Raw genomic sequence first — 20,906 nt, forward strand, 5'->3', positions numbered from 1 at the left:
CCGACTTAGCATCGATAATAATAGAGCAGAACGCGCGGTAAAACCGTTTGTGATAGGCCGAAAGAATTGGTTATTTAGCCAAACGGCTAACGGTGCCCATGCTAGTGCCACCCTTTACAGCATTGTGGAAACCGCCAAGATAAATGGTCTAATCCCATTTAATTACATCTGTGCTTGCCTTGATGAACTGTGCCAGCCTGAGCCCGATATCGACAGCTTGTTACCCTGGAATTTTAAAACATAGGTGTAGTTCGCTAGACGCTCACTTAATAAGGGCTTTAAGTTTAATTGGTAACAGGACGCCAACCGTTGACGGTAATATACAGGGGGTAACATTACCCCCCTTTATCGCCACATTTTTTGAGTTTGTAATAAATTAAAGTAGATTTGTTGTGTGGATAATTGACCCATCAACCATTGACGGCTTAAGCAAAATAACACTACAGCCTTTTAAAACCCTGTCATAAACGTATCTACAAAACGTTTAAATTTATCGGTAATAATGGGCAGTACTTTTTTGCGTTGTAATAAGCTGGGTTTGGTTTCGAGTACGTCAGCGAAGTCATCCCTTAGTGGCATTTCGTCACTTAGCTCATAGCGGGTTACTAACTTTTCTAATCGCTCTTGGTTTAGCTTTTGTTCTTGGGCAAACTTCTCAAGTTCTAGGCGTTTTTCTTTTTCCCAATAAAGCTCAAACTCTTCATCAACGTCAGCGCTGGCGGGTATGCCTTGTAAGTGCTCGTCCATAAACTTATCTATTAGCGCTTTTTTACTTAGTAAGGTTGGGTCTGTCGCTATCAGGTTTGCTATGACTTGGCGTTTACGGGCTTTTTCGTCACCACTTTCTTCACCGTGCAACTCGCGTAATAACTGCAAGATATAGGTTACGTTTACTATATCGCTGTGTAGTAGCTCTAGTTCAAAATCAACGTCATCTAAAACCGATACTTTTTCTTTACTTGAGTTCTCACGTAGCTGCCTGCCAAGGTCGGCATACTTACTCGTATAATCCTGAAACTCTTGCTCGCCCATGGAGGTTGAGTCCATATTAAAGTCAGCAAAGTTGCTTAACATGTTCTTTAAGCGCATAAGCTCACGAAACTGCCTCACAAACAACGCCTGAGCCTCTTCGTCAGGTAAAGCATCAACTGAGTCAACGGTAGGCGTAATTGCCATTAGCGCTTCATAGGCGCTGTTAAAATCAGTAAGTAGCTCATTATATGAAGGTGTTTCTATGTATTCTTTAGGCTGCTTGTTCGAAAACAGCGTAAAGGCAGTGTCAGCAGCTTTTTTAAGGTTTCTGAAGCATACTACGTTACCATGCGATTTAGTCTCACCCAATAAACGGTTAGTCCGCGAAAACGCCTGTACTAAGCCGTGGTACTTAAGGTTTTTATCGACATATAAAGTATTGAGTTTAGGAGCATCAAAGCCTGTTAAAAACATATTCACCACCAGCAATATATCAATCTCTTTGGCTTTAACGCGCTTCGATATATTTTTGTAATAGTCTTCAAATAACTTACTGTCTTTAGTGGAGTAGCTTGTACCAAACATGGCGTTGTAGTCGTTAATAAATGAGTCTAGCTTATCGCGGCTATGCAGCTTAACGGCTTGCCCTTCGTTTAAATATTTGGCTGATACTTCTTTAATTTGCGCATCATCATTGCCTAATTCGTACTCTTCCTCTTCATTGGCCTCATAACTAAATATGGTGGCAATTTTAAGGTTGTGTTTACCCTGTGCTTTTTTGCTCGCAAACAACTCATAGTATTGAATAAGCTCAGCAACGCTCGATACACAAAACATGGCGTTATATTCACGGCTATGTGTTTTGCGGTTATGCTGGGCAATAATGTAGTCGGTTATTTTATCTAAGCGCGCAGGCGAGGTTAAAAGCTCTTTGGTGTCGATGTCTTCAACTTCAATATCTAGGTTGTTGTTAGAGCCATCTTTGTATTGATAGCGCCCAACGTACTCAATAGCAAACTTAAGCACGTTAGAGTCGCGTATTGCATCCACAATTACATATGGGTGTAAGCATTCACCAAACAAATCTTTTGTGGTGCGTTTAACTGAGTTTTTAGCAACGGCGTTGTCGGCAAATATAGGCGTACCCGTAAAACCAAACAACTGCGCGTTATTAAAAAATTCGGTAATGTTTTTATGCGTATCGCCAAATTGACTGCGGTGGCACTCGTCAAATATAAACACAATGCGCTTATCTTGTAGGCTTTGCATTTCTTTTAAATAGCGCTGTTTAGTCACAACGTTATTAAGCTTTTGTAGTGTAGTTACCACCAGCTTAGTATTACGGCTTTGGTTGACCTTTCTACCCTTCATTGGCTTATCTAACAGCTGGTGGAATAACATACTGGTGTTGTCAGTGCTGTCTACAGAGCCTTTTACAAACGCATTAAACTCAAGCGCTGTTTGGTAGTCTAGGTCTTTACGGTCTACTACAAATACTACTTTATCAATCTCACTCAGCGAGGTCATAATTTGCGCCGCTTTAAACGAGGTTAAAGTTTTACCCGATCCTGTAGTATGCCAAATGTAGCCATTGTCGGTTGAGGTTTTAACTTGCTCTACAATCGCCTCTACTGCATAAAACTGATACGGCCTAAGCACCATTAAGTACTTACCTGTTTCATTAAGTACAATATACTTAGTAAGCATATGCGTTAAGTGCGAAGGCGTTAAAAATGCTTCAGCAAAGTCATGTAACTGGCTTATTTTATTATTTTCATTATCAGTCCAGTCAAAGGTTTGCTTAGCCGACATTTCACTATTGTTAGAAAAGTACTGGCTATTAACCCCATTCGACATTACAAACAGCTGCACATAGTTAAACAAACCATGGTTGGCATGAAACGAATGCTTTTGATAACGCTTAATCTGATTAAACGCTTCTTTTAGTTCAATACCACGGCGCTTTAGCTCTATTTGTACCAGCGGCAAGCCATTAACCAATAGCGTTACATCGTATCGGTTAGTGTATGTGCCTTTTACTGTAATTTGTTGCGCTACCTGAAAGCTGTTTAGCTGTGGCTCATCAAACAACAGCGTTAAGTGCCTGCTGTCGCCGTTATCAAGTGTTACATCAAGCTGGTCGCGCAGTATTTTGGCTTTTGCAAATATATTACCTTTACCAAGCTTACCCAATATTTGCGTAAACTCAGTATCGCTTAACGTGCAGCTATTCACTTTTTCAAGCTGCTGCTTAAGATTGACCTCAAGTGCTGCGTTATCTTTTAAAATAACGCGCGTAAAGCCTTGCTCGATAAGCTGTGCAATTAAGTTATCTTCTAATTGTTGTTCACTTTGATAATTCATTTAAACCTACAATTCCTTGGTGCTAGCCTTATGTAATACATTCACAGCTTTATTGCTAATCTTTATGTAACTTATAACCCTGTTCTGGGTGATTCGGTATTGTTGGATATGCCAAAAACAATACCTGCTCTTTAACCATTTTACTTAAGTAATTACGTCTTAGCGTGTCGGGCTTCATTCCTAGCAGCTGTGCTATATCACCCAACCTTAAACAGTGCGGCTGTGCTTCTTTACATAGGGCTATTATTGCTTGTTCTACTTCAGACTTCTGCTTTCTACTTGAGGCAGCTCGTACTTGCTCACCTATAACCCATAGTGAACCCCATAACTCATTGGCTGCAACCGTCTCTACTTCTATATTGTCTTGGTCCGGAGTATTTAGAGCTAGGTCCGGACCTTCACTACCTAGGTCCGGACCTTCGCTATTTAACTCCGGACCTTCAAACAGTGAAAGCTGATCTAACTTCGGAGAGGCTACAAACGTAATACTCTTACCGGCATCATTATCAGGCGTAGGGATTTGTATCCCTTTTAAGTGATATATCTTACCTCTGTGCTGGCCTGCCGACTCTAAGTACCCTGCATTAACTAACTGACTTAACGCAAGTGTCACTTCTCTTGTATGCTCTGAGGTCAACGAGCAAATACGTTCGTGATTAAACCATGACTCAGTAATGGCGGTAATCAAAATAGTCCGTTTAAGCTCGCTCAGCTTCTTATAACCACTACCAAAGGTATCTGTAAGGCGCTTATCTAACTCAGGCGATACAATATTAACCATGCGCAACTCTAAAAAGGTTTGGTTAAGCTCGTCCTTTTCATACATATGCGGTGGCAGCCAGTTTTGCGCTTTACAGTTACTGTATATTTTAGGAATACCCGACCCTGCTTTTTCGCTTAAACCAATATTTAAAAACATTTGATGAATAGCAGGGTTGCGGCACTGACTGTTACCACCCGCTTTAGCCTCATGTACAGGTACACGCATTAAGCCTGCATTTCTAAAGCCGATAAAGTCAGGGTGTTTTTCAATTAAAATATTACTTTCAGTATTAAACTCTGCATGTGCCAGTGTATTAACAAGTGCTTCACGAATGGCCTCATGCGCAGGAGTGGTATCTTGTCGTTGGCCGTCATTGGTTAAGCTAAACCCTACTTTTAAATCTGCCGTGAGCTTACGATAAACCTTACGATAAAAATCAAAAGCATTTCCAGACCAAGAACCATCAGTATAAATTCGGTCTATCCAACGGTGAGTGCTGTCGTCTTTTTCTTGATAATCAAGTGCAAAGCTAGGCAACGCATCTTGAATCGCATCCCACTTACCAAACATCACTAAGCCAGCAAGGGTTAAACCCGCTTTACCAGTTGCGCGGTCTTTTTGCCAGCCGCGAATTGAGCGCAAAAACTCTTGGTCGCTCAATTCTAAAAAAGGGTGCTGTGGCTTGGCATCAACAAACATTTGCCTGTAAATACGCAGGCTTTCGGGGTCTATGTCGTCAAGGGTAAAGTGCTCTAAAATGCGGTTATCGCGCACTTCTTCTTGCTCTGCCAGCATTTTATTTACTGCCGGTGGCAAACACTTTTGATCAGCCTCGTAACGGCGCTGATAAGTGCCATTAAGCGGGTTTGCATTTATAAATACAGGGCGGCTTTCGCGCGGGGCGCGAGGTACAGTAATCGCAATAACCGACTTGCCTTCAAGTGTTTCAATACGCACGTCGCTTTCGCTGAGCAAATTAATACTCACTTTATTGGGATTGTTAACCGTATCCCAAATATTCTTAATTAGCGGCGCTGGGTTTGTTATACCCTCAACTGTAAACATGCCTTTTTTTTCTTTAATGCCCAATAAAATTAAGCCACCACGGGTATTGGCAAACGCGCTATAGGTTTCCCACATATCGTTAGGCACTGCGCCACTGCCATCGCGGCCACCAGCCAGCTTGCACTCAACCTCTACGCTTTCTTGCAAAGTTTGAATATCAATAACATTCGTAATTAAGTTGTCGTTAATTTTATTAGTCATTATTTCTCACACAAACATTTGCTGTAGTAAGCCTTTTTTAAATAGCTTAGTTTGTTCTATTTGATCGTTAACAGCGTCTATTTTTTTATCGAGTGATTGTAAGCACCGCGCTATTTTTTGCTGTTCGTCAATATGTGGCACTGTCAGCTTAATATCTTCGAAAAACTCCGTAACACTTACATTAAGAAGGCCATGATTTCTTGCACCTTCCTGAGCTATTTTTGCAATCTCTCGATTTAACATACCTGCATCAAAGTATTGCTCAAAATAATGTTCACAATAATCAGCTTTAGGTCTAAAGCAAATATATAAGGTAGAAACAACTCCCTTTTCATAATACTTTAAAGGTTTAATTGCTCCCATAGGATAGCCTTTTGAATAGCTTTTGTTATAAGCAAAGTCTCCCTTATGAAGAAGGTAGTAACCGGTGACATCTTTTGCCGAAACTGATTTATTAAAATATTCAAGCTGGCTAATCAGCCCTTTTTGCGCTGATATTGTTAAAACATTTTCATTATTTTCTCTATTCTTAGCTGTTACACGATTAAATACGTCGTTAAAACTCTTTTCTTTCCATTCTGCAAAAGCATTTCCATTATCGTCTTTAAAGCGGATTTTTCGGCTGAAGATTTGTTGCATTACGCCTTTTTTATAGTCTTTTAATAAACGATGCTTTTCAGTTAACTGGCTGATTTTTTTGTCTACTGAAGTGAGGAAGTCAGCAACCTTAGCTTGCTCCATAACATCTGAAGGTAACACCACTGAGAGGTTTTTAACCAACCCACCGCTTAGGTTTTTTTGTCCACCATCATTTGCTAGATTTCGAATGTCTTCATACTTAGATTGCAAATAGTAAAAAGTGAATCTTGTATTTACATCTTCTGACTTCAAAATAATAGCCGCACATGCTTGGTTCGTTGTAGCTTCTATTTCTAAAACTGAGACTCTGCCTCGGGTTATCCCCTGTCCATATAATGCAAGTAGTATGGTTCCCTTTGGAAATAATTTTGCAGAACTATTTTTTAAGCCTAAATCTGTAATGTACTCATCTGCAGCAGTAATATCTTCAAAATTTATTTGTGAAGTTGTGACCCAAGGAATATGACCATTCCAATAATCAGCTTTCGCCCTACTAGGTGTGCCGCCGGAAGTAACTTTTGCGACTTCATCAATAGTTTTAGGTAAGTATTCAGATTTAAATTTGCTAAACCTTAATGCCGGTATCATTCACGCACCTCGAACGGGCTATCAACCCCTAATTCGTTACAAAAGTTAGAAATCAAATTATCTGTTTCTAACATCGCTTTATCATTTGCGATCAGTTGTTTTGCTACCTCACTCAAATCAACAGGCTCTTCATCTGCAAAGGTATCTACGTAGCGCGGAATATTAAGGTTGTAATCGTTTTCAGCTAAATCGATTTGCGTGGCGGCAAATGCATATTTATCAATAAACTCGCGTTTACTTACAGCATCTAAAATACGCTGTAAGTCTTCCTCACTTATTACGTTGTTGTTAGTGCCTTTTTCAAAGTGGTTGCTGGCATCTATAAATAATACGTTGTCGTCGGCTTTACGGTGTTTGTTTAGCACCAACACACAGGTAGGAATGGACGTGCCAAAAAATATGTTAGCAGGCAGGCCTATTACCATATCAAGGTAGTTTTTTTCTTTAATAAGGTGTTTGCGTATATGCCCTTCGGCAGCACCACGAAACAGCACACCATGCGGTAACACCACCGCCATAGTGCCGTTGTCGTCAAGCTGGTGGATCATGTGCTGTACAAAAGCAAAGTCGGCTTTACCTTTTGGTGCCAGCTTACCGTAGTCGGCAAAGCGCTCGTTATTCATGTGTAGCGGGTTGGCAGACCAGCTTGCTGAAAATGGCGGGTTAGCGACCACGGCACTAAAGCGCTGCTCAATGTGTGCAGGAACTTCTAAAGTGTCGTCGTTTTGAATATCGAACTTAGTGTAATGCACGTCGTGCATAATCATGTTCATACGGGCTAGGTTGTAGGTACTTGGGTTTTGCTCTTGGCCGTAAAATTTTAAATCAGGGTTGTTGGCCTCTTTAGCAACACGTAACAACAATGAGCCCGAGCCACAAGTAGGGTCGTAAACCGATTTAATATGCGGATTATTTAAGGTGACTAATTTTGCCAGTAACTTTGACACCATTTGCGGCGTATAAAACTCGCCTGCTTTTTTACCCGCGCCACTGGCAAACATACCAATAAGGTATTCGTAAGCGTCGCCAAGTATGTCTATTTCGCTGCTTTCTAGGTGAAAGTCGATGTTATCAAGGTGCTCTAATACTTTGGCTATTAACTTGTTACGCGCATAGGGTGTTTTACCTAACTTGTTAGAGGTTAGGTCTAGCTCGTCAAACAAGCCGTTAAAATCATCGGCGCTGTCTGCGCCCATCGTGCTTTGTTCAATATGGTTAAGTACGTTGGTTACATCGTCTAAAATAAACTTATCGTTAGCACCGCGCTCAGCCAATACATGAAACAGCTCTGCTGGTTTTAAAAAGTAGCCTAACTTATCAAGCGTTTCTTCTTTTACTGCTTCTAAGTACTCTTGACCCTCTTCTGTTGTTTCGTCTATTTTAGCAAACACAATGCCGTCTTCACTCAGTAGCTGATCAGCATAAGTGTTAAGCTTATCTGACAGGTACTTATAAAAAATAAGTCCAAGTATGTAATCACGAAAGTCATCAGCCGACATATTGCCACGTAAGCTGTTAGCAATATTCCAAAGCTGCTTTTTTAATTCTTGTTGGTGTTGTTGAACCATTGTTGTGTGTTCTCTTAATTGGTTGTGTAGAGATTTCTACTAGCACGCCGAGCGTACTTATTAATCTTCTATAAAATAGTCGCTATCAAGCGCTTTTACTTCAAATACTTGTTTAGTGCTAACGCCTAAGTTATGAGTAAGCATTAGCTCTGTAAGTTGTTTACCATCTACAAGCACTATGCGCTTTTCAATTAAGCCTACATATTCCAGTGCATCTTTACTAAAGCCGCTGGTGGTGATGAATACGCCCTTTTTAGCGCGGTGCATATCAAACGCACCCGCAAACGCTTGTATGTCTGGCCTACCTACGGTTTTGTTGGTGTAGCGTTTGGCTTGCAAGTATATCATTTCGAGGCCGAGTTTATCTTCTTTGATCACCCCATCAATACCACCGTCTTGAGTATATTGTGTGGCTTGGCCTGCATCTTTGCGAGAGCCACCGTACCCCATGGCTAGCATTAAATCGACTACAAGGTTTTCAAAGAAGGCTGGGGAGGCTGACAGCACGGCCTGTAGTATTTCGTCGCTTAAGTTAGTGTTGAGTGTATCTACCGCTGCTTCTATCAGCTCTTCGGGTGTTTTATGTGAGTTGTTATTTACTAGGCTGGCGGTGCTTTCATCTAGTGAGTCGCTAGTATCTTTAGTGCGGGTTTTAAAATCTAAAAACGCTGGATATTGGCTTAAATACTGGTTATTGATTGGTTCACCCGTTGCTAGCGCAGATAAACCTTTGCTCGTAATGGTACAAAAGGCTCTTTTAGGTTGCTCAATTAACCCTGCTTTAACTAAGTATGTTTTAGCCCATTGCAAGCGATGGTAGGCATAGGTTTGTTTACCACTAGGTATGCGTAGCTTAAGCTGCTCTGCAGATAAACCGAGGTTTTGATAAACGCTTGCTTCAATGTCTTTAAGCTTGACGGTTTTACCGTTAGCTAAACACCGCAGTAATGGGGTCATGAATGATTGGTAATCTGGTAACGACATGCTACTCCTTGCCAAGCCGCATTAGTAAGTAACTAAACAGCTAATCCTTTCGTATTTCAAATGATATTACCAAAGATAATTATTACTGTGCAAAATAAAAGCTAATTAAAGGACCTTATCAATTAAGTGGGGCAAGAACATTACTCTACTAGTTAATACTTTTCCAGATAGGCAAGTCTCTCCAGTCTTTAGGAAAACCCATTTCGGTTACGTCTATATTATAAGTATCAATTAAGCTGGCTAACTTCTGTTTCCAATGGTGGTTAGGGCTAACTAAATCCATAAAATAAGCACACATGACTAGCGTGTTATATAACTGTTTAGTTGTTTCGCTGAAGCTATTAAGTAAAACACGATCGCCATTTGTTGGTAATTTCATCGTAAAGGTGAAGTCTCGATTGTATAACCGGCTATGGTGAGCGCATATATTACGCACCGTAGTTATGTGGTGCAAAAACGATGAGAGGATTGTTTCTTTAAGTTTATATGAGTCTGCAATATCATTTTTCAGCGCTCGACGCGCTATTGCATCGTAGCTTCTTGATAGCCAACCAAAGCTCATTACTTCACCAACAATCCAAATAGCTGGGGTTTGCTCTATATATTTATGATTTTGTTTTTTTATATTAGTATCAGAAGTTCGTTGAACCTCTGCACAAATATTACTTACAAAATCTTCATGGTTAAACTTAGTAATAAACGCAGTAGGATCTAAGTGCGCATGTGAGCCATGTTTTTTCGCTAAATGATATGCCCATTGAGTTCGCAGAGATACTTCTATTCGTTCAATAGCGTCTAGCAGTAACAACCTTAGCTCTCTATCAAAAGCATAGAGATTTAGAACTTGCTCAAATGTAGTACCAGATTTGAAAGTATGCTGTTGATGATCTTCAATAAAAGACCACCAATAAGTACCTAATCGATAATAGTTGATGTGGCTAAGATAAAAAGCAGCTGACTCTTTATCCTTAATAACTAAACCGCGCTCTTCTAAAAGCTCGACTTGCTTCGAAAATGTGATAGGAAGTTTAGGAAACTGCATGAAGGTTAAGTCCTTTTATCATGCTATAGAAATAATTAACCCCTCGCAGGGCGCTGAGCTTACGGATAGCGGGAGGGGTGTTGTTACGCGTAATTATAGAGGCTATAAGTTTAATTTCAAGATATTTGTATCGTTGTCAAAATTATAAATCTAGCTAAGGTGGGGTTTATAGCTTAGGGAAAGCATGACTGATAGCCTGTACTTCTGAGTAATTAAATTTTAGTGCTATAATGTAGAGACAATTAAGTTGTGCGTATAAATCACCTACACAAATAAATTTACTTTAGATCCAAATGGTTACCACGGCGGTTACCAAACTTAGTTAAAATCAAGACATAAAGCACCAAGACACTAATTTTATTAGACTTTACTTTATCGTTACACATTCAGATCCAGAATATTGAGTAACTTTTTTTGGCTTTACCACTCACTTGAGCATAATTAGCTAAATAAAGTACAATATAATAATTGAAGGCTTGAGCTGTTTATAGTTCGAGCCTGTTTATTTTTAGATAGAGAAAATAATGGCACACTCTCGCGGAAACTTATTTATTTTATCTGCGCCTTCTGGGGCGGGTAAATCGAGCTTAATAAATGCATTACTGAAAAAACATGCTGATATGAAAGTATCGGTATCGCACACCACCCGCGCACCGCGCCCTGGTGAAAACAATGCGGAACATTATCATTTTGTATCGGTTGATGAGTTTAAGGCACTAATTGCCAAAGATGACTTTTTTGAATGGGCACAAGTATTTGACAATTATTACGGTACTTCTAAGCAAGCTATTGAAGAGCAACTCGCCGCTGGCATTGATGTGTTTTTAGATATTGATTGGCAAGGTGCTCGCCAAGTTCGAGAAATAATGAAAGACGTAAAAACTATCTTTATTTTACCGCCGTCAAAGCAAGAGTTAGAGCAACGTTTAAATAACCGTGGCCAAGACTCAGCTGAAATTATTGCCGGGCGTATGGCACAAGCTCAATCAGAAACCTCTCATTACGATGAGTATGACTTTGTTGTTGTGAATGATGATTTTGATACTGCTTTAAGTGAGATAGAAAGTGTTGTTATTGCACAGCGATTAACGCTAAAAGCGCAAACAACGCGTCATCAAACTTTAATTAATGAGCTACTCAAATAATCTAAATTAAGATTAATTAGGTGTTCATGCCCTAAAACAGATAAAAATTAACCACTGGCTATTGGCGAAACCTGCTGCGTGCAGTAAACTACGCCTTTGCTTTTAAATTATTTTGGAGTGCTAAGATGGCTCGCGTAACAGTTGAAGATGCAGTAGATGCAATTGGTAATCGTTTTGACTTAATTTTAGTTGCGGCCCGTCGTGCCCGCCAAATTGCTGTTGGTGGTAAAGACCCACTAGTAGATCCTGAGAACGATAAGCCAACAGTTGTTGCTTTACGTGAAATCGAACTTGGTTTAGTTGATAATTCTTCAATGGATGTTATTGATCGTGAAGAACAACAACACCAAGAAGCGGCAGAACTAGCTGCTGTTGCTGCCATTGTTGGTGGCAACCAATAATCAACCGCCCGGTTTGATTTAGCTAACGGCATAGTATTTCAACTATAGCCGTTGGCAATCCTTTGTTTTCATCGTATATTCGTAACTTATCCTAACTTATTTGCTTCACGAGAACATTGGAGTGTGAATGTATCTTTTTGAAGGTCTTAAAAAGAAAATCTCAAAATACTTGCCAGCAGACGATGTTGAGCTAGTCCAAAAAGCCTATGTGGTAGCCCGAGAGGCCCATGAAGGTCAAACTCGCTCAAGTGGCGAACCTTACATTACTCACCCCGTTGAAGTAACTCAGATACTAGCTAGCATGCACCTTGACCATGAAACGCTCATGGCAGCACTAATGCACGATGTGATTGAAGATACCGATTTTAGCCAACAAGATTTAGCTGAAATATTTGGTGAAACGGTGGCTGAACTCGTTGAAGGTGTGAGCAAGCTTGATAAGTTAAGCTTTAAAGATAAAAAAGAGTTTCAAGCTGAAAACTATCGAAAAATGATTATGGCAATGACCCAAGATATTCGGGTTATTTTAATCAAGTTGGCTGATAGAACGCATAACATGCGAACATTAGGCGCACTTCGCCCTGATAAACGCCGCCGTATTGCTCGCGAAACTCTAGAAATTTATGCGCCGATTGCTAACCGTTTAGGTATTCACGATATAAAAAATGAGCTAGAAGACTTAGGTTTTCAAGCCCTGTATCCAATGCGTCATCGTGCACTTAAATCTGAAGTGGCTAAAGCGCGTGGAAATCGCAAAGAAGTTATTTCAAATATTCAAACAGAAATTGAAGCACGCCTTGAGGAGTCTGGCATAAAGGCCACCGTATCAGGCCGTGAAAAGCATCTATACAGTATTTATAAAAAAATGCTCAACAAAGAGTTACTATTTAACGAAGTCATGGATATTTACGCTTTTCGTATTGCGGTAGATTCTATGGACACCTGTTATCGCGTACTCGGCGTTGCTCATAACTTATATAAGCCAATTGAAACCCGCTTTAAAGACTATATTGCCGTGCCAAAAACTAATGGCTATCAATCACTTCATACTTCTTTGGTTGGCCCGCATGGTATTCCTGTTGAAATTCAAATCCGTACTCACGATATGGATCACATGGCAGACAAAGGAGTCGCGGCTCACTGGATGTATAAAAAGTCTGGCGACAATGCGGGTCACACTGCGCAGCAGCGTGCTCGCCAATGGATGCAAAGCTTACTAGAGCTACAGCAAAGTGCGGGATCATCATTTGAGTTTGTTGAAAACGTTAAAACCGAACTCTTCCCTGAAGAAATTTATGTCTTTACCCCAGATGGTCGCATCGTTGAACTGCCAATGGGCGCGACTGCGGTCGATTTTGCTTATGCCGTTCATACTGATGTTGGTAATACTTGTGTAGGCGCACGCGTTAATCGTAAACCTTATCCTTTAAGTAAAGCCATTGATACTGGGCAAACAATAGAAATTATTACTAGCTCAGGCGCTCATCCTAACGCAACATGGCTTAACTTTATTGTTACTGGTAAAGCGCGACTGGGCGTACGTAACTACCTTAAAAGCCAACAGCATGAAGAAGCATTATTATTAGGTCGTCGCTTACTTGATTCAGCCCTAGGTGAAAACAAGTTTGATAACCTGCCAGCTGAAAATATTACGCGAGTGCTTGAGGAGCATGAACTCTCTTCAACCTTAGAGCTACTGGTAGAAATTGGCTCAGGTAATTTAATGAGCATGCTGATTGCCAAACGCTTATTACAAAACGATAACGATGATTTAAACGATATTGCTAAACGTGCAAAAGCGACCATTATTGGCACTGAAGGTATGTTAGTTAATTATTCTAAATGTTGTCGTCCAGTGCCTGGAGACGCTATTACAGCTCATGTCAGCCAGGGTAAAGGTTTAACGGTTCATCGCCAAGAGTGTAAGAACATTCGTGGCTGGGAAAATGATCGTTCAAAATACCTAGTCGTAAAATGGGATGATAATCCAGAAAAAGAATACATTGCGGCTTTACGAGTAGAAATTATTAACCACCAAGGTGCGCTAGCTAAATTAACCAATGTGGTCGCCACTACACAGGCCAATATTGTAGAAATAGCTACCGATGAAAAAGAAAGTAATTTATACGTGATAGACTTAGGGATCACAGTTAAAAACCGTATCCATGTCGCTAATATCATGCGTCGTATACGTGTGATGCCGGATGTACAAAAAGTCTATCGTAAAAAATAAAATAGGAACATCATGAATAAAGCATTTATATCAACGGATAAAGCACCTGCAGCGATTGGCACATACAGCCAAGCAGTAAAAGTGGGCACAGCGGTTTATTTATCTGGGCAAATTCCACTTGTCCCTGAAACAATGGACGTTATATCTGAAGACTTTAGCGAGCAAACACACCAAGTATTTAAAAATATTTGTGCGGTTTGTGAAGAAGCTGGCGGCACCATTCAAGATTTAGTAAAAGTAAATATTTACCTTACTGATCTTTCAAATTTTGCCATTGTTAACGAAGTAATGAGCCAATATTTTAAACAGCCTTATCCTGCTCGCGCTGCTATTGGCGTTCGTGCACTACCTAAAGGTGTACAAGTAGAAATAGACGGCATTATGGAACTTCCTTCAACAAACTAACCTCTATAAGCTATGAGCGCCGCTCATAGCTTTTATTCCAATCTGTAACTACACTTTGATGAATTCTTGACTCAAAACTAAAATTCTAGCACTCTGTAATCACGTTATTTTATTAAACCTTACTTTAGTAGTAGAAAAGGATAACTTGTGTTTAAGCTTGCTCATAATGGCAATGTATTGCTCGATACGAGTAAATCTGCACCCGCCAGTGCTGCTTTTATCATTGAAGCAATTGAACAATCGCCTTACAGCGAGTGTGAAATCAATCATGACGCCATAAATAACTATTTCAGCAGTGCAACACCTGAACGTATATTAGTTGTTGCAACACGTCATGATGCCACCTTAAGCGTGGAGATAAGTGATGATAAAATGCTAGCCACGGGCACGCTCACTCTTGCTAAAGGGGGAGCAACACTGAGTTTTGATGAAGCTAAAAAAGAATTAGTTAAAGCGCACGTCGCAAGAGGTTATAAACAAGTATTTTTAGAGCAACTTTTACAAAAGCAATCTGAACTCCCACCTGGCTCCGTAGTCAGTGGTCCACTCGCCAAAGGGCGCTTACCTATAGACGGTAAACCAACTAAATTTAACGCAATGGTTCAAACACTTAAAGATCGTCTCAAAGCCCCTAAATTAAAAGAAGATGGCAGTGTAGATATGCGTGACTTTGGTAAGTTAGCAAGTGTAAAACCAGGTGAGTTACTAGTACAGCAACAACCCGCTACACCAGGCCAAGAAGGGTTTACCGTGTTAGGCGATGTATTACCTGCAAAACCCGGAGAGGTTCATACTCTAATTGCAGGTGAGGGCACTGAAATCTCAAAAAATAATCCGATGGAATTACTCTCTACGATTGCTGGCGTGCCGGTTGAAATAAATAATGGCATGCGTGTTGACGATATTTTTACTGTCAACGATGTGTCGGTAAAAACAGGGCATATCGACTTTGAAGGCAGTGTGATAGTGAGTAAAAATGTAGAGCCAGGAATGCGTATTAATGCAACGGGCGACATTACCGTTTTTGGTACGGTTGAATCTGGCGAATTAACCGCAGGAGGCGATATAACTGTAAAACAAGGGGTAATTGGCCATCAAAAGCCTGAAGATAAATCACTGTCTTGTAGAATAATATGCGCAGGCGATGTCCATGCCTCACACTCTCAATATTGTTACATTGAAGCTAATAACATTCTGCTTGAACGTCAAGCTAGCCACAGCTCAATGAAAGCAAAGAGTACAATACAAATTGGTCAATCAGAGTTACCTAAAGGAAAGCTATTTGGGGGTGAAATTCTAGATGCCACTAAACTGATTGCCGGCGAGATAGGTAATGAATCTGGTGCTAAAATGGTAATTAATTTAGCGGCTTCAGCCACTGAAATGACCAAAGAGATTGATAAATCTTTTAGTGAACTAACAGCAACAAATGAACAAGTTGATAGTTTACAAGCGGCTTTAGAAAAAGCAGATTTAATTAAAGATGCAGATAAAAAAAATGAACTCATAAATAAAATTGGCACCACGCAGCTACACCATAGTCAGCAAGCAGAACAATTAGAAAAGCAGGTAGCAGGTTTAGAGCAAAAACTGAATACGTTACTCGATGAAGCCATGTTGACTGTGAATAGCGTTTTACATTCGGGTGTAGAGATCCATATCTTCAATAAACTGCTTAAAACGACCCGTAACTTCCCACCGAGTAGTGTTAAGTTAGAAAATAATAAAATAGAAATTGAATTTAAAACTTAATAATAAGGGGCTGTTAGTAACAGCCCCAACTTTTTATAGTAAACCGTCTACACTTGTATAGGTTTGCGCTGGCCACACACCTACCTGCACTTGCCCTATATGTTGTTTTTGTAATAACAGCATCGCTAAACGAGATTGACCAATACCACCGCCAATTGTCTGTGGAAGCTTACTTTCTAGCAATGCCTTATGCCAGTCAAACTCTAAACGGTCTTCGTCTCCCGTAATACTTAATTGAGTTTGCAATACTTCAGGGCTTACACGAATTCCCATCGATGAGATTTCGAAAGCGTCTTCAAGCACTGGGTTCCATACTAAAATATCACCATTTAATCCCATGTACTGCTCGCATGTCGGGGTTGACCAATCGTCGTAATCTGGCGCTCTCACATCATGAATTTTGCCATCACTCAATGCTCCCCCAATACCAATTAAAAATACAGCGCCATATTCTTGAGTAATCGCCTTTTCACGCTGCTTGGCTGTAAAATCTGGGTACATTTTACGTAATGCTTCACTATGTACAAAAGTAATCTCTGTAGGTAAAAATGGTGTTAAACCAAAGCTATCACTAACATATTTCTCAGTAGCTTTAATACCTTGGTAAATAGTTTCAACCGTTTGCTTCAAAGTAGATAAAGAACGCTGCGTACTTTCACAAATAACTTGTTCCCAGTCCCACTGATCAACATACACAGAATGGATTGGACTTAATGAATCTTCATCAGGTCGCAACGCTTTCATTTGTGTGTAAATTCCTTCACCTTTAGAGAAACCATACTCACCCAAGGTTTTTCGTTTCCACTTTGCTAACGAATGCACAACTTCGTAACGGCTATCTGTAATGGCTTTAACATTCACCGCAACAGCGTTCTCGTGTCCACTTAAGTTATCCTGAGTACCGTCACCTACTTTAGCTAAAATAGGTGCCTGTACCTCAATTAAGCCTAATTTTTGCTCTAATTGCTGTGAAAAAAACTGTTTAACTTTACTTATTTGCTGCTGCTGCTGCACATAGTGTGAACTCATAATAATTGGCCTCATTCCCAGTTATTGTATTGGCGACTCAGCGCTTAGTAGCGCTTCAATATGGTTATCGTAACAATTAAACGGTTTAATTCAATAACCCATAACAAAAATAGCTTTACGATATTAAAACCATTAAAAAAATGGTATAAAAACAACAAATACAATAATACAAAGCAGCTAAACCTATGGAAAATTATCAAATCGATAATCTAGACAAACAGATTCTGCATGCATTAATGGATAATGCACGTACACCCTACGCTGAATTAGCAAAGCGTTTCGGTGTCAGTGCAGGAACAATTCATGTGCGGATTGAAAAAATGAAACAAGCGGGGATCATTACAGGTACCCAATTAACCATTAGTACCAAACAGCTTGGCTACGATGTATGTTGTTTTATCGGCATTAATTTAAATAATGCCAGAGACTACCCACAAACTCTGATTAAGCTTGAATCATTAGAAGAGGTTGTTGAAGCATATTACACCACCGGTAATTACAGTATTTTTATTAAAGTAATGACTCGCTCAATCGATCATCTACAAGATGTATTGATCAATAAAATACAAGCAATAGAAGCTATTCAGTCAACCGAAACCCTGATCTCATTACAAAACCCGATTAGCCGAACAGTGGTGCCTTAAGGTGAAAAATCTCGTATAATTTGCCGAAAAAGAGGACTCCCATGCAGCAAACTCGTTATCAAAGAATTGAAAGTGTACTTTCACGTCGTCAAACCGATCTTACCGTGTGTTTAGAAGACGTACATAAACACCATAACTTATCTGCCATAGTCAGAACGGCCGATGCTGTTGGTTGCCATCATGTGCATGCAGTCTGGCCAGAAAAGCAAAAGTGGCTAACCAATAATACCTCAGGTGGCAGTAAGAACTGGTTAGACACACACCTTCACAGAAATATAGATGATGCCGCAGCCAGTATCCGTGCTCATAACCCCGATGTACAAATTTTGGCAACTCATTTAAGTGAAGATGCCGTCGATTTTAGAGAAATTGATTACACTAAACCCACTGCAATTATTGTCGGCCAAGAAAAAACGGGGATCTCAGAAAAAGCGCTCGAATATGCAGATCAAAACATTATTATTCCAATGCAAGGCATGGTGCAATCGTTAAATGTATCCGTTGCAGCAGCATTAATCTTATTCGAAGCACAACGTCAACGTGAGTTAGCTGGGTTATATAATAGAAATATGCTGAGTGAAGAAATAAAACACCCAATGTATTTTGAAGGCTGCCACCCAATTATTGCAAGGCAGTGTAAGCAAAAGAACTTACCTTATCCCGCACTTGATGAGCATGGCGAAATCGTTGCGGATGAACAATTTTGGCAGGCATTAAAACATACTTGATGCATATACAGTGTATAAGTACACTTAACTCACTAAATAACAATAATTGAGCCTACTTTGTCTAAACCTAGCTTAAGCCAATACCCAATCACAGAACTTAAAGGCGTAGGCCCTAAAATGGCTGAACGACTTTTAAAGCTAGGTATCACCACAGTGCAAGATATGCTTTTTCATTTACCGCTAAGGTATGAAGACAGAACGCGTATTTATGCTATTAGTGAGCTTACCGCACATAGCCATGTAACGGTTCAAGCAACCATTGAAACAAGCCAAATTACCTTTGGTAAAAGGCGTATGCTGGTTTGCCAAATAAATGATGGGACAGGTAGGTTAACTCTACGATTTTTTAATTTTACCGCAGCACAAAAAAACGCATTTAGCGCGGGTAAAATAATTCGTTGTTTTGGCGAAATACGTCGCGGACGTGTTGGCTTTGAAATGAGTCATCCTGAATACAGTATTAGCGACACTTTTGAACAGCAACCAACATCATCAACACTTACGCCAGTCTATTCATCAACCGAGGGGTTAAAGCAACTCTCTATCAGGGCGTTGAGTGAACAGGCAATAGAATTGCTTCAAAAATACGCAGTAGAAGAGCTACTACCTCAACAATGGCAACCATCGCAACTACCGTTAAGTGATGCGTTATTACTACTGCATCGCCCCCCTAATGATGTTGATATAATTGCGCTTGAACAAGGGACTCACCCAGCACAACAACGGCTCGTTTTTGAAGAGTTGTTGGCTCAAAATCTCAGCCTCTTAAAAGTAAGAGAGCAAGGACAACAAGTTAAAGCTATTGCCCTTGAGCCCACTAATCCATTAGAAGCGCAATTTCTAGCACAATTACCCTTTGCGCCAACCAATGCACAAAGCCGTGTAGTATCAGAAATTAAAACAGACATGCAACACGCTTACCCTATGATGCGACTTGTCCAAGGGGATGTAGGCTCTGGTAAAACATTAGTCGCAGCCCTGAGCGCTTTAACTGCGATAGCACAAGGCTATCAGGTCGCATTAATGGCGCCAACAGAGATATTATCAGAGCAACACGGAATTAACTTTTCCAGCTGGTTTGAAAACCTTGGAATATCGGTTGCTTGGCTAGGCGGTAAAACAAAAGGAAAAGAGCGAGTTAATACCCTTGCAATGATCGCCTCTGGTGAAGCGCAGATGATTGTGGGTACCCATGCTTTATTTCAAGATGAAGTAAAATTTAACAATCTCGTGCTTATTATTATTGATGAGCAACATCGCTTTGGGGTTCATCAACGTTTATCACTGCGTGAAAAAGGGCGCTTTGGTGATTGTTATCCACATCAACTAGTAATGACAGCAACACCTATACCACGTACGCTTGCGATGACTGCTTATGCAGATTTAGAAACCTCAGTGATCGACGAATTACCACCAGGACGAACACCAATTACCACTGTTGCCATCCCTGATACCCGCAGAGATGACATCATTAGTCGAGTGAAACTTGCCTGTAATGAACAAGGTCGACAAGTTTACTGGGTATGTACTCTTATAGACGAGTCTGAAGTATTACAATGCCAAGCAGCTGAAGACAGTGCTTTACAATTAAAAGAAGCCTTACCTGAACTTAATATTGGTTTAGTCCATGGGAGAATGAAAGCCACTGAAAAGCAAGCCATTATGAGTGAGTTTAAAACGGGGAACATTCATGTACTTGTCGCAACAACCGTGATCGAGGTCGGTGTTGATGTCCCCAATGCGAGCCTAATTATTATTGAAAACCCAGAGCGCTTAGGTTTAGCACAGCTTCACCAATTACGAGGCCGTGTAGGACGTGGGGCAACCGCATCGTATTGCGTTCTTTTATACCATGCACCACTTTCTCATACTGCACAGAAGCGATTAGGAGTACTGCGCGACAGTAACGATGGCTTTGTTATAGCAGAGCGTGATTTAGAAATACGCGGCCCAGGTGAAGTACTTGGAACTAAACAAACCGGTTTAGCCGAATTCAAAATCGCTGATTTAACACGCGATAAACAAACACTCAATCAAGTAAGGCCCATCGCACAACAAATGCTTAAGCAATATCCTCAGCATATAGACCCACTTATTCACCGCTGGTTAGGTAATAAATCAAACTACGCACAAGCATAGTCGGTTTTTAAACTTTACTTTTCACTTCATCATCCAGACTTACTCCAAACGAATATATTTTCATAATGCCTTATCCTCAGGCCTTCTATTGCAAGAAGTCGTGGTGTCGTCCAAAGCGTTAGAGTAGTCTTTAGGCGCTTATTCTTTTACTTTTACCTGATGCCTTTTACCTTTCACCTACGTTTTTACTTTTCTGCAGACGTAAAAAAGCCCGACTATTTCTAGTCGGGCTTTCTCAATTTGG

Annotated in this window: 16 protein-coding genes; 9 read left to right on the top strand and 7 right to left on the bottom strand. The window is 40.3% G+C overall.

Going from position 1 to position 20,906, the window contains the following annotated elements; all coding sequences use genetic code 11:
- A partial coding sequence (locus AAEY57_RS15780; RefSeq protein WP_350608213.1) for an IS66 family transposase occupies positions 1-244 on the top strand: 244 nt, incomplete at its 5' end.
- A 206-nt stretch (positions 245-450) separates the two neighbouring features.
- Here AAEY57_RS15780 and AAEY57_RS15785 read toward each other — a convergent pair.
- The 6 genes from AAEY57_RS15785 to AAEY57_RS15810 form a co-directional block, all read right to left on the bottom strand.
- Positions 451-3,336, bottom strand: coding sequence for a type I restriction endonuclease subunit R (locus tag AAEY57_RS15785; protein ID WP_350608214.1), 2,886 nt, complete (start codon positions 3,334-3,336; stop codon positions 451-453).
- A gap of 55 nt (positions 3,337-3,391) precedes the next feature.
- Positions 3,392-5,365 (bottom strand): RNA/DNA-binding domain-containing protein, encoded by a 1,974-nt coding sequence (locus tag AAEY57_RS15790; RefSeq protein WP_350608215.1) that lies wholly within the window; start codon positions 5,363-5,365, stop codon positions 3,392-3,394.
- Between the two features lie 6 nt (positions 5,366-5,371).
- Entirely contained in the window at positions 5,372-6,592 is a 1,221-nt protein-coding gene (locus AAEY57_RS15795; RefSeq protein ID WP_350608216.1) for a restriction endonuclease subunit S, read from the bottom strand.
- The gene (locus AAEY57_RS15800; RefSeq protein WP_350608217.1) at positions 6,589-8,160 is read right to left on the bottom strand and encodes a type I restriction-modification system subunit M; all 1,572 of its coding nucleotides are present in this window, start codon (positions 8,158-8,160) and stop codon (positions 6,589-6,591) included. The genes AAEY57_RS15795 and AAEY57_RS15800 overlap by 4 nt, the downstream gene beginning before the upstream one ends.
- A 60-nt stretch (positions 8,161-8,220) precedes the next feature.
- Positions 8,221-9,144, bottom strand: coding sequence for a restriction endonuclease (locus AAEY57_RS15805; RefSeq protein ID WP_350608218.1), 924 nt, complete (start codon positions 9,142-9,144; stop codon positions 8,221-8,223).
- Positions 9,145-9,292: 148 nt separating this feature from the next.
- Positions 9,293-10,186, bottom strand: a complete 894-nt coding sequence (locus AAEY57_RS15810) for an Abi family protein (RefSeq protein WP_350608219.1) — start codon at positions 10,184-10,186, stop codon at positions 9,293-9,295.
- A gap of 524 nt (positions 10,187-10,710) precedes the next feature.
- Between AAEY57_RS15810 and gmk the strand changes: the two genes are divergently transcribed.
- From gmk to AAEY57_RS15835, 5 genes are all read left to right on the top strand, one after another.
- Complete coding sequence (gene gmk, locus AAEY57_RS15815) at positions 10,711-11,331, top strand: guanylate kinase (RefSeq protein WP_273001576.1); 621 nt, start codon at positions 10,711-10,713, stop codon at positions 11,329-11,331.
- A 125-nt stretch (positions 11,332-11,456) separates the two neighbouring features.
- Complete coding sequence (rpoZ, locus tag AAEY57_RS15820; RefSeq protein ID WP_008108220.1) at positions 11,457-11,732, top strand: DNA-directed RNA polymerase subunit omega; 276 nt, start codon at positions 11,457-11,459, stop codon at positions 11,730-11,732.
- A gap of 127 nt (positions 11,733-11,859) precedes the next feature.
- A complete protein-coding gene (gene spoT / locus AAEY57_RS15825; protein ID WP_013466063.1) occupies positions 11,860-13,965 on the top strand; it encodes a bifunctional GTP diphosphokinase/guanosine-3',5'-bis pyrophosphate 3'-pyrophosphohydrolase in 2,106 nt (701 codons plus the stop codon).
- 12 nt (positions 13,966-13,977) lie between these two features.
- Complete coding sequence (gene ridA / locus AAEY57_RS15830; protein WP_013466064.1) at positions 13,978-14,370, top strand: deaminase RidA; 393 nt, start codon at positions 13,978-13,980, stop codon at positions 14,368-14,370.
- Between the two features lie 147 nt (positions 14,371-14,517).
- Entirely contained in the window at positions 14,518-16,122 is a 1,605-nt protein-coding gene (locus AAEY57_RS15835; RefSeq protein ID WP_350608220.1) for a flagellar assembly protein A, read from the top strand.
- 33 nt (positions 16,123-16,155) lie between these two features.
- Here AAEY57_RS15835 and asnA read toward each other — a convergent pair whose 3' ends face one another.
- Entirely contained in the window at positions 16,156-17,151 is a 996-nt protein-coding gene (gene asnA / locus AAEY57_RS15840) for an aspartate--ammonia ligase (RefSeq protein ID WP_013466066.1), read from the bottom strand.
- A gap of 185 nt (positions 17,152-17,336) precedes the next feature.
- Here asnA and asnC point away from each other — a divergent pair, with 185 nt between their 5' ends.
- Genes asnC through recG form a run of 3 tightly spaced genes read left to right on the top strand, consistent with a single transcriptional unit; the run spans position 17,337 to position 20,662 of the window.
- Complete coding sequence (asnC, locus tag AAEY57_RS15845) at positions 17,337-17,795, top strand: transcriptional regulator AsnC (RefSeq protein WP_024601823.1); 459 nt, start codon at positions 17,337-17,339, stop codon at positions 17,793-17,795.
- A 41-nt stretch (positions 17,796-17,836) separates the two neighbouring features.
- Positions 17,837-18,523: a tRNA (guanosine(18)-2'-O)-methyltransferase TrmH gene (gene trmH, locus AAEY57_RS15850; RefSeq protein ID WP_024601822.1), complete on the top strand. Its 687-nt coding sequence runs from the start codon at positions 17,837-17,839 to the stop codon at positions 18,521-18,523.
- 57 nt (positions 18,524-18,580) lie between these two features.
- On the top strand, positions 18,581-20,662 hold the full coding sequence (gene recG / locus AAEY57_RS15855) for an ATP-dependent DNA helicase RecG (RefSeq protein WP_350608221.1): 2,082 nt from the start codon (positions 18,581-18,583) through the stop codon (positions 20,660-20,662).
- Positions 20,663-20,906: the final 244 nt, after the last annotated feature.

The organism is Pseudoalteromonas sp. MER144-MNA-CIBAN-0113 (genome assembly GCF_040308965.1).
Taxonomy (GTDB): Bacteria; Pseudomonadota; Gammaproteobacteria; order Enterobacterales; family Alteromonadaceae; genus Pseudoalteromonas; species Pseudoalteromonas tetraodonis.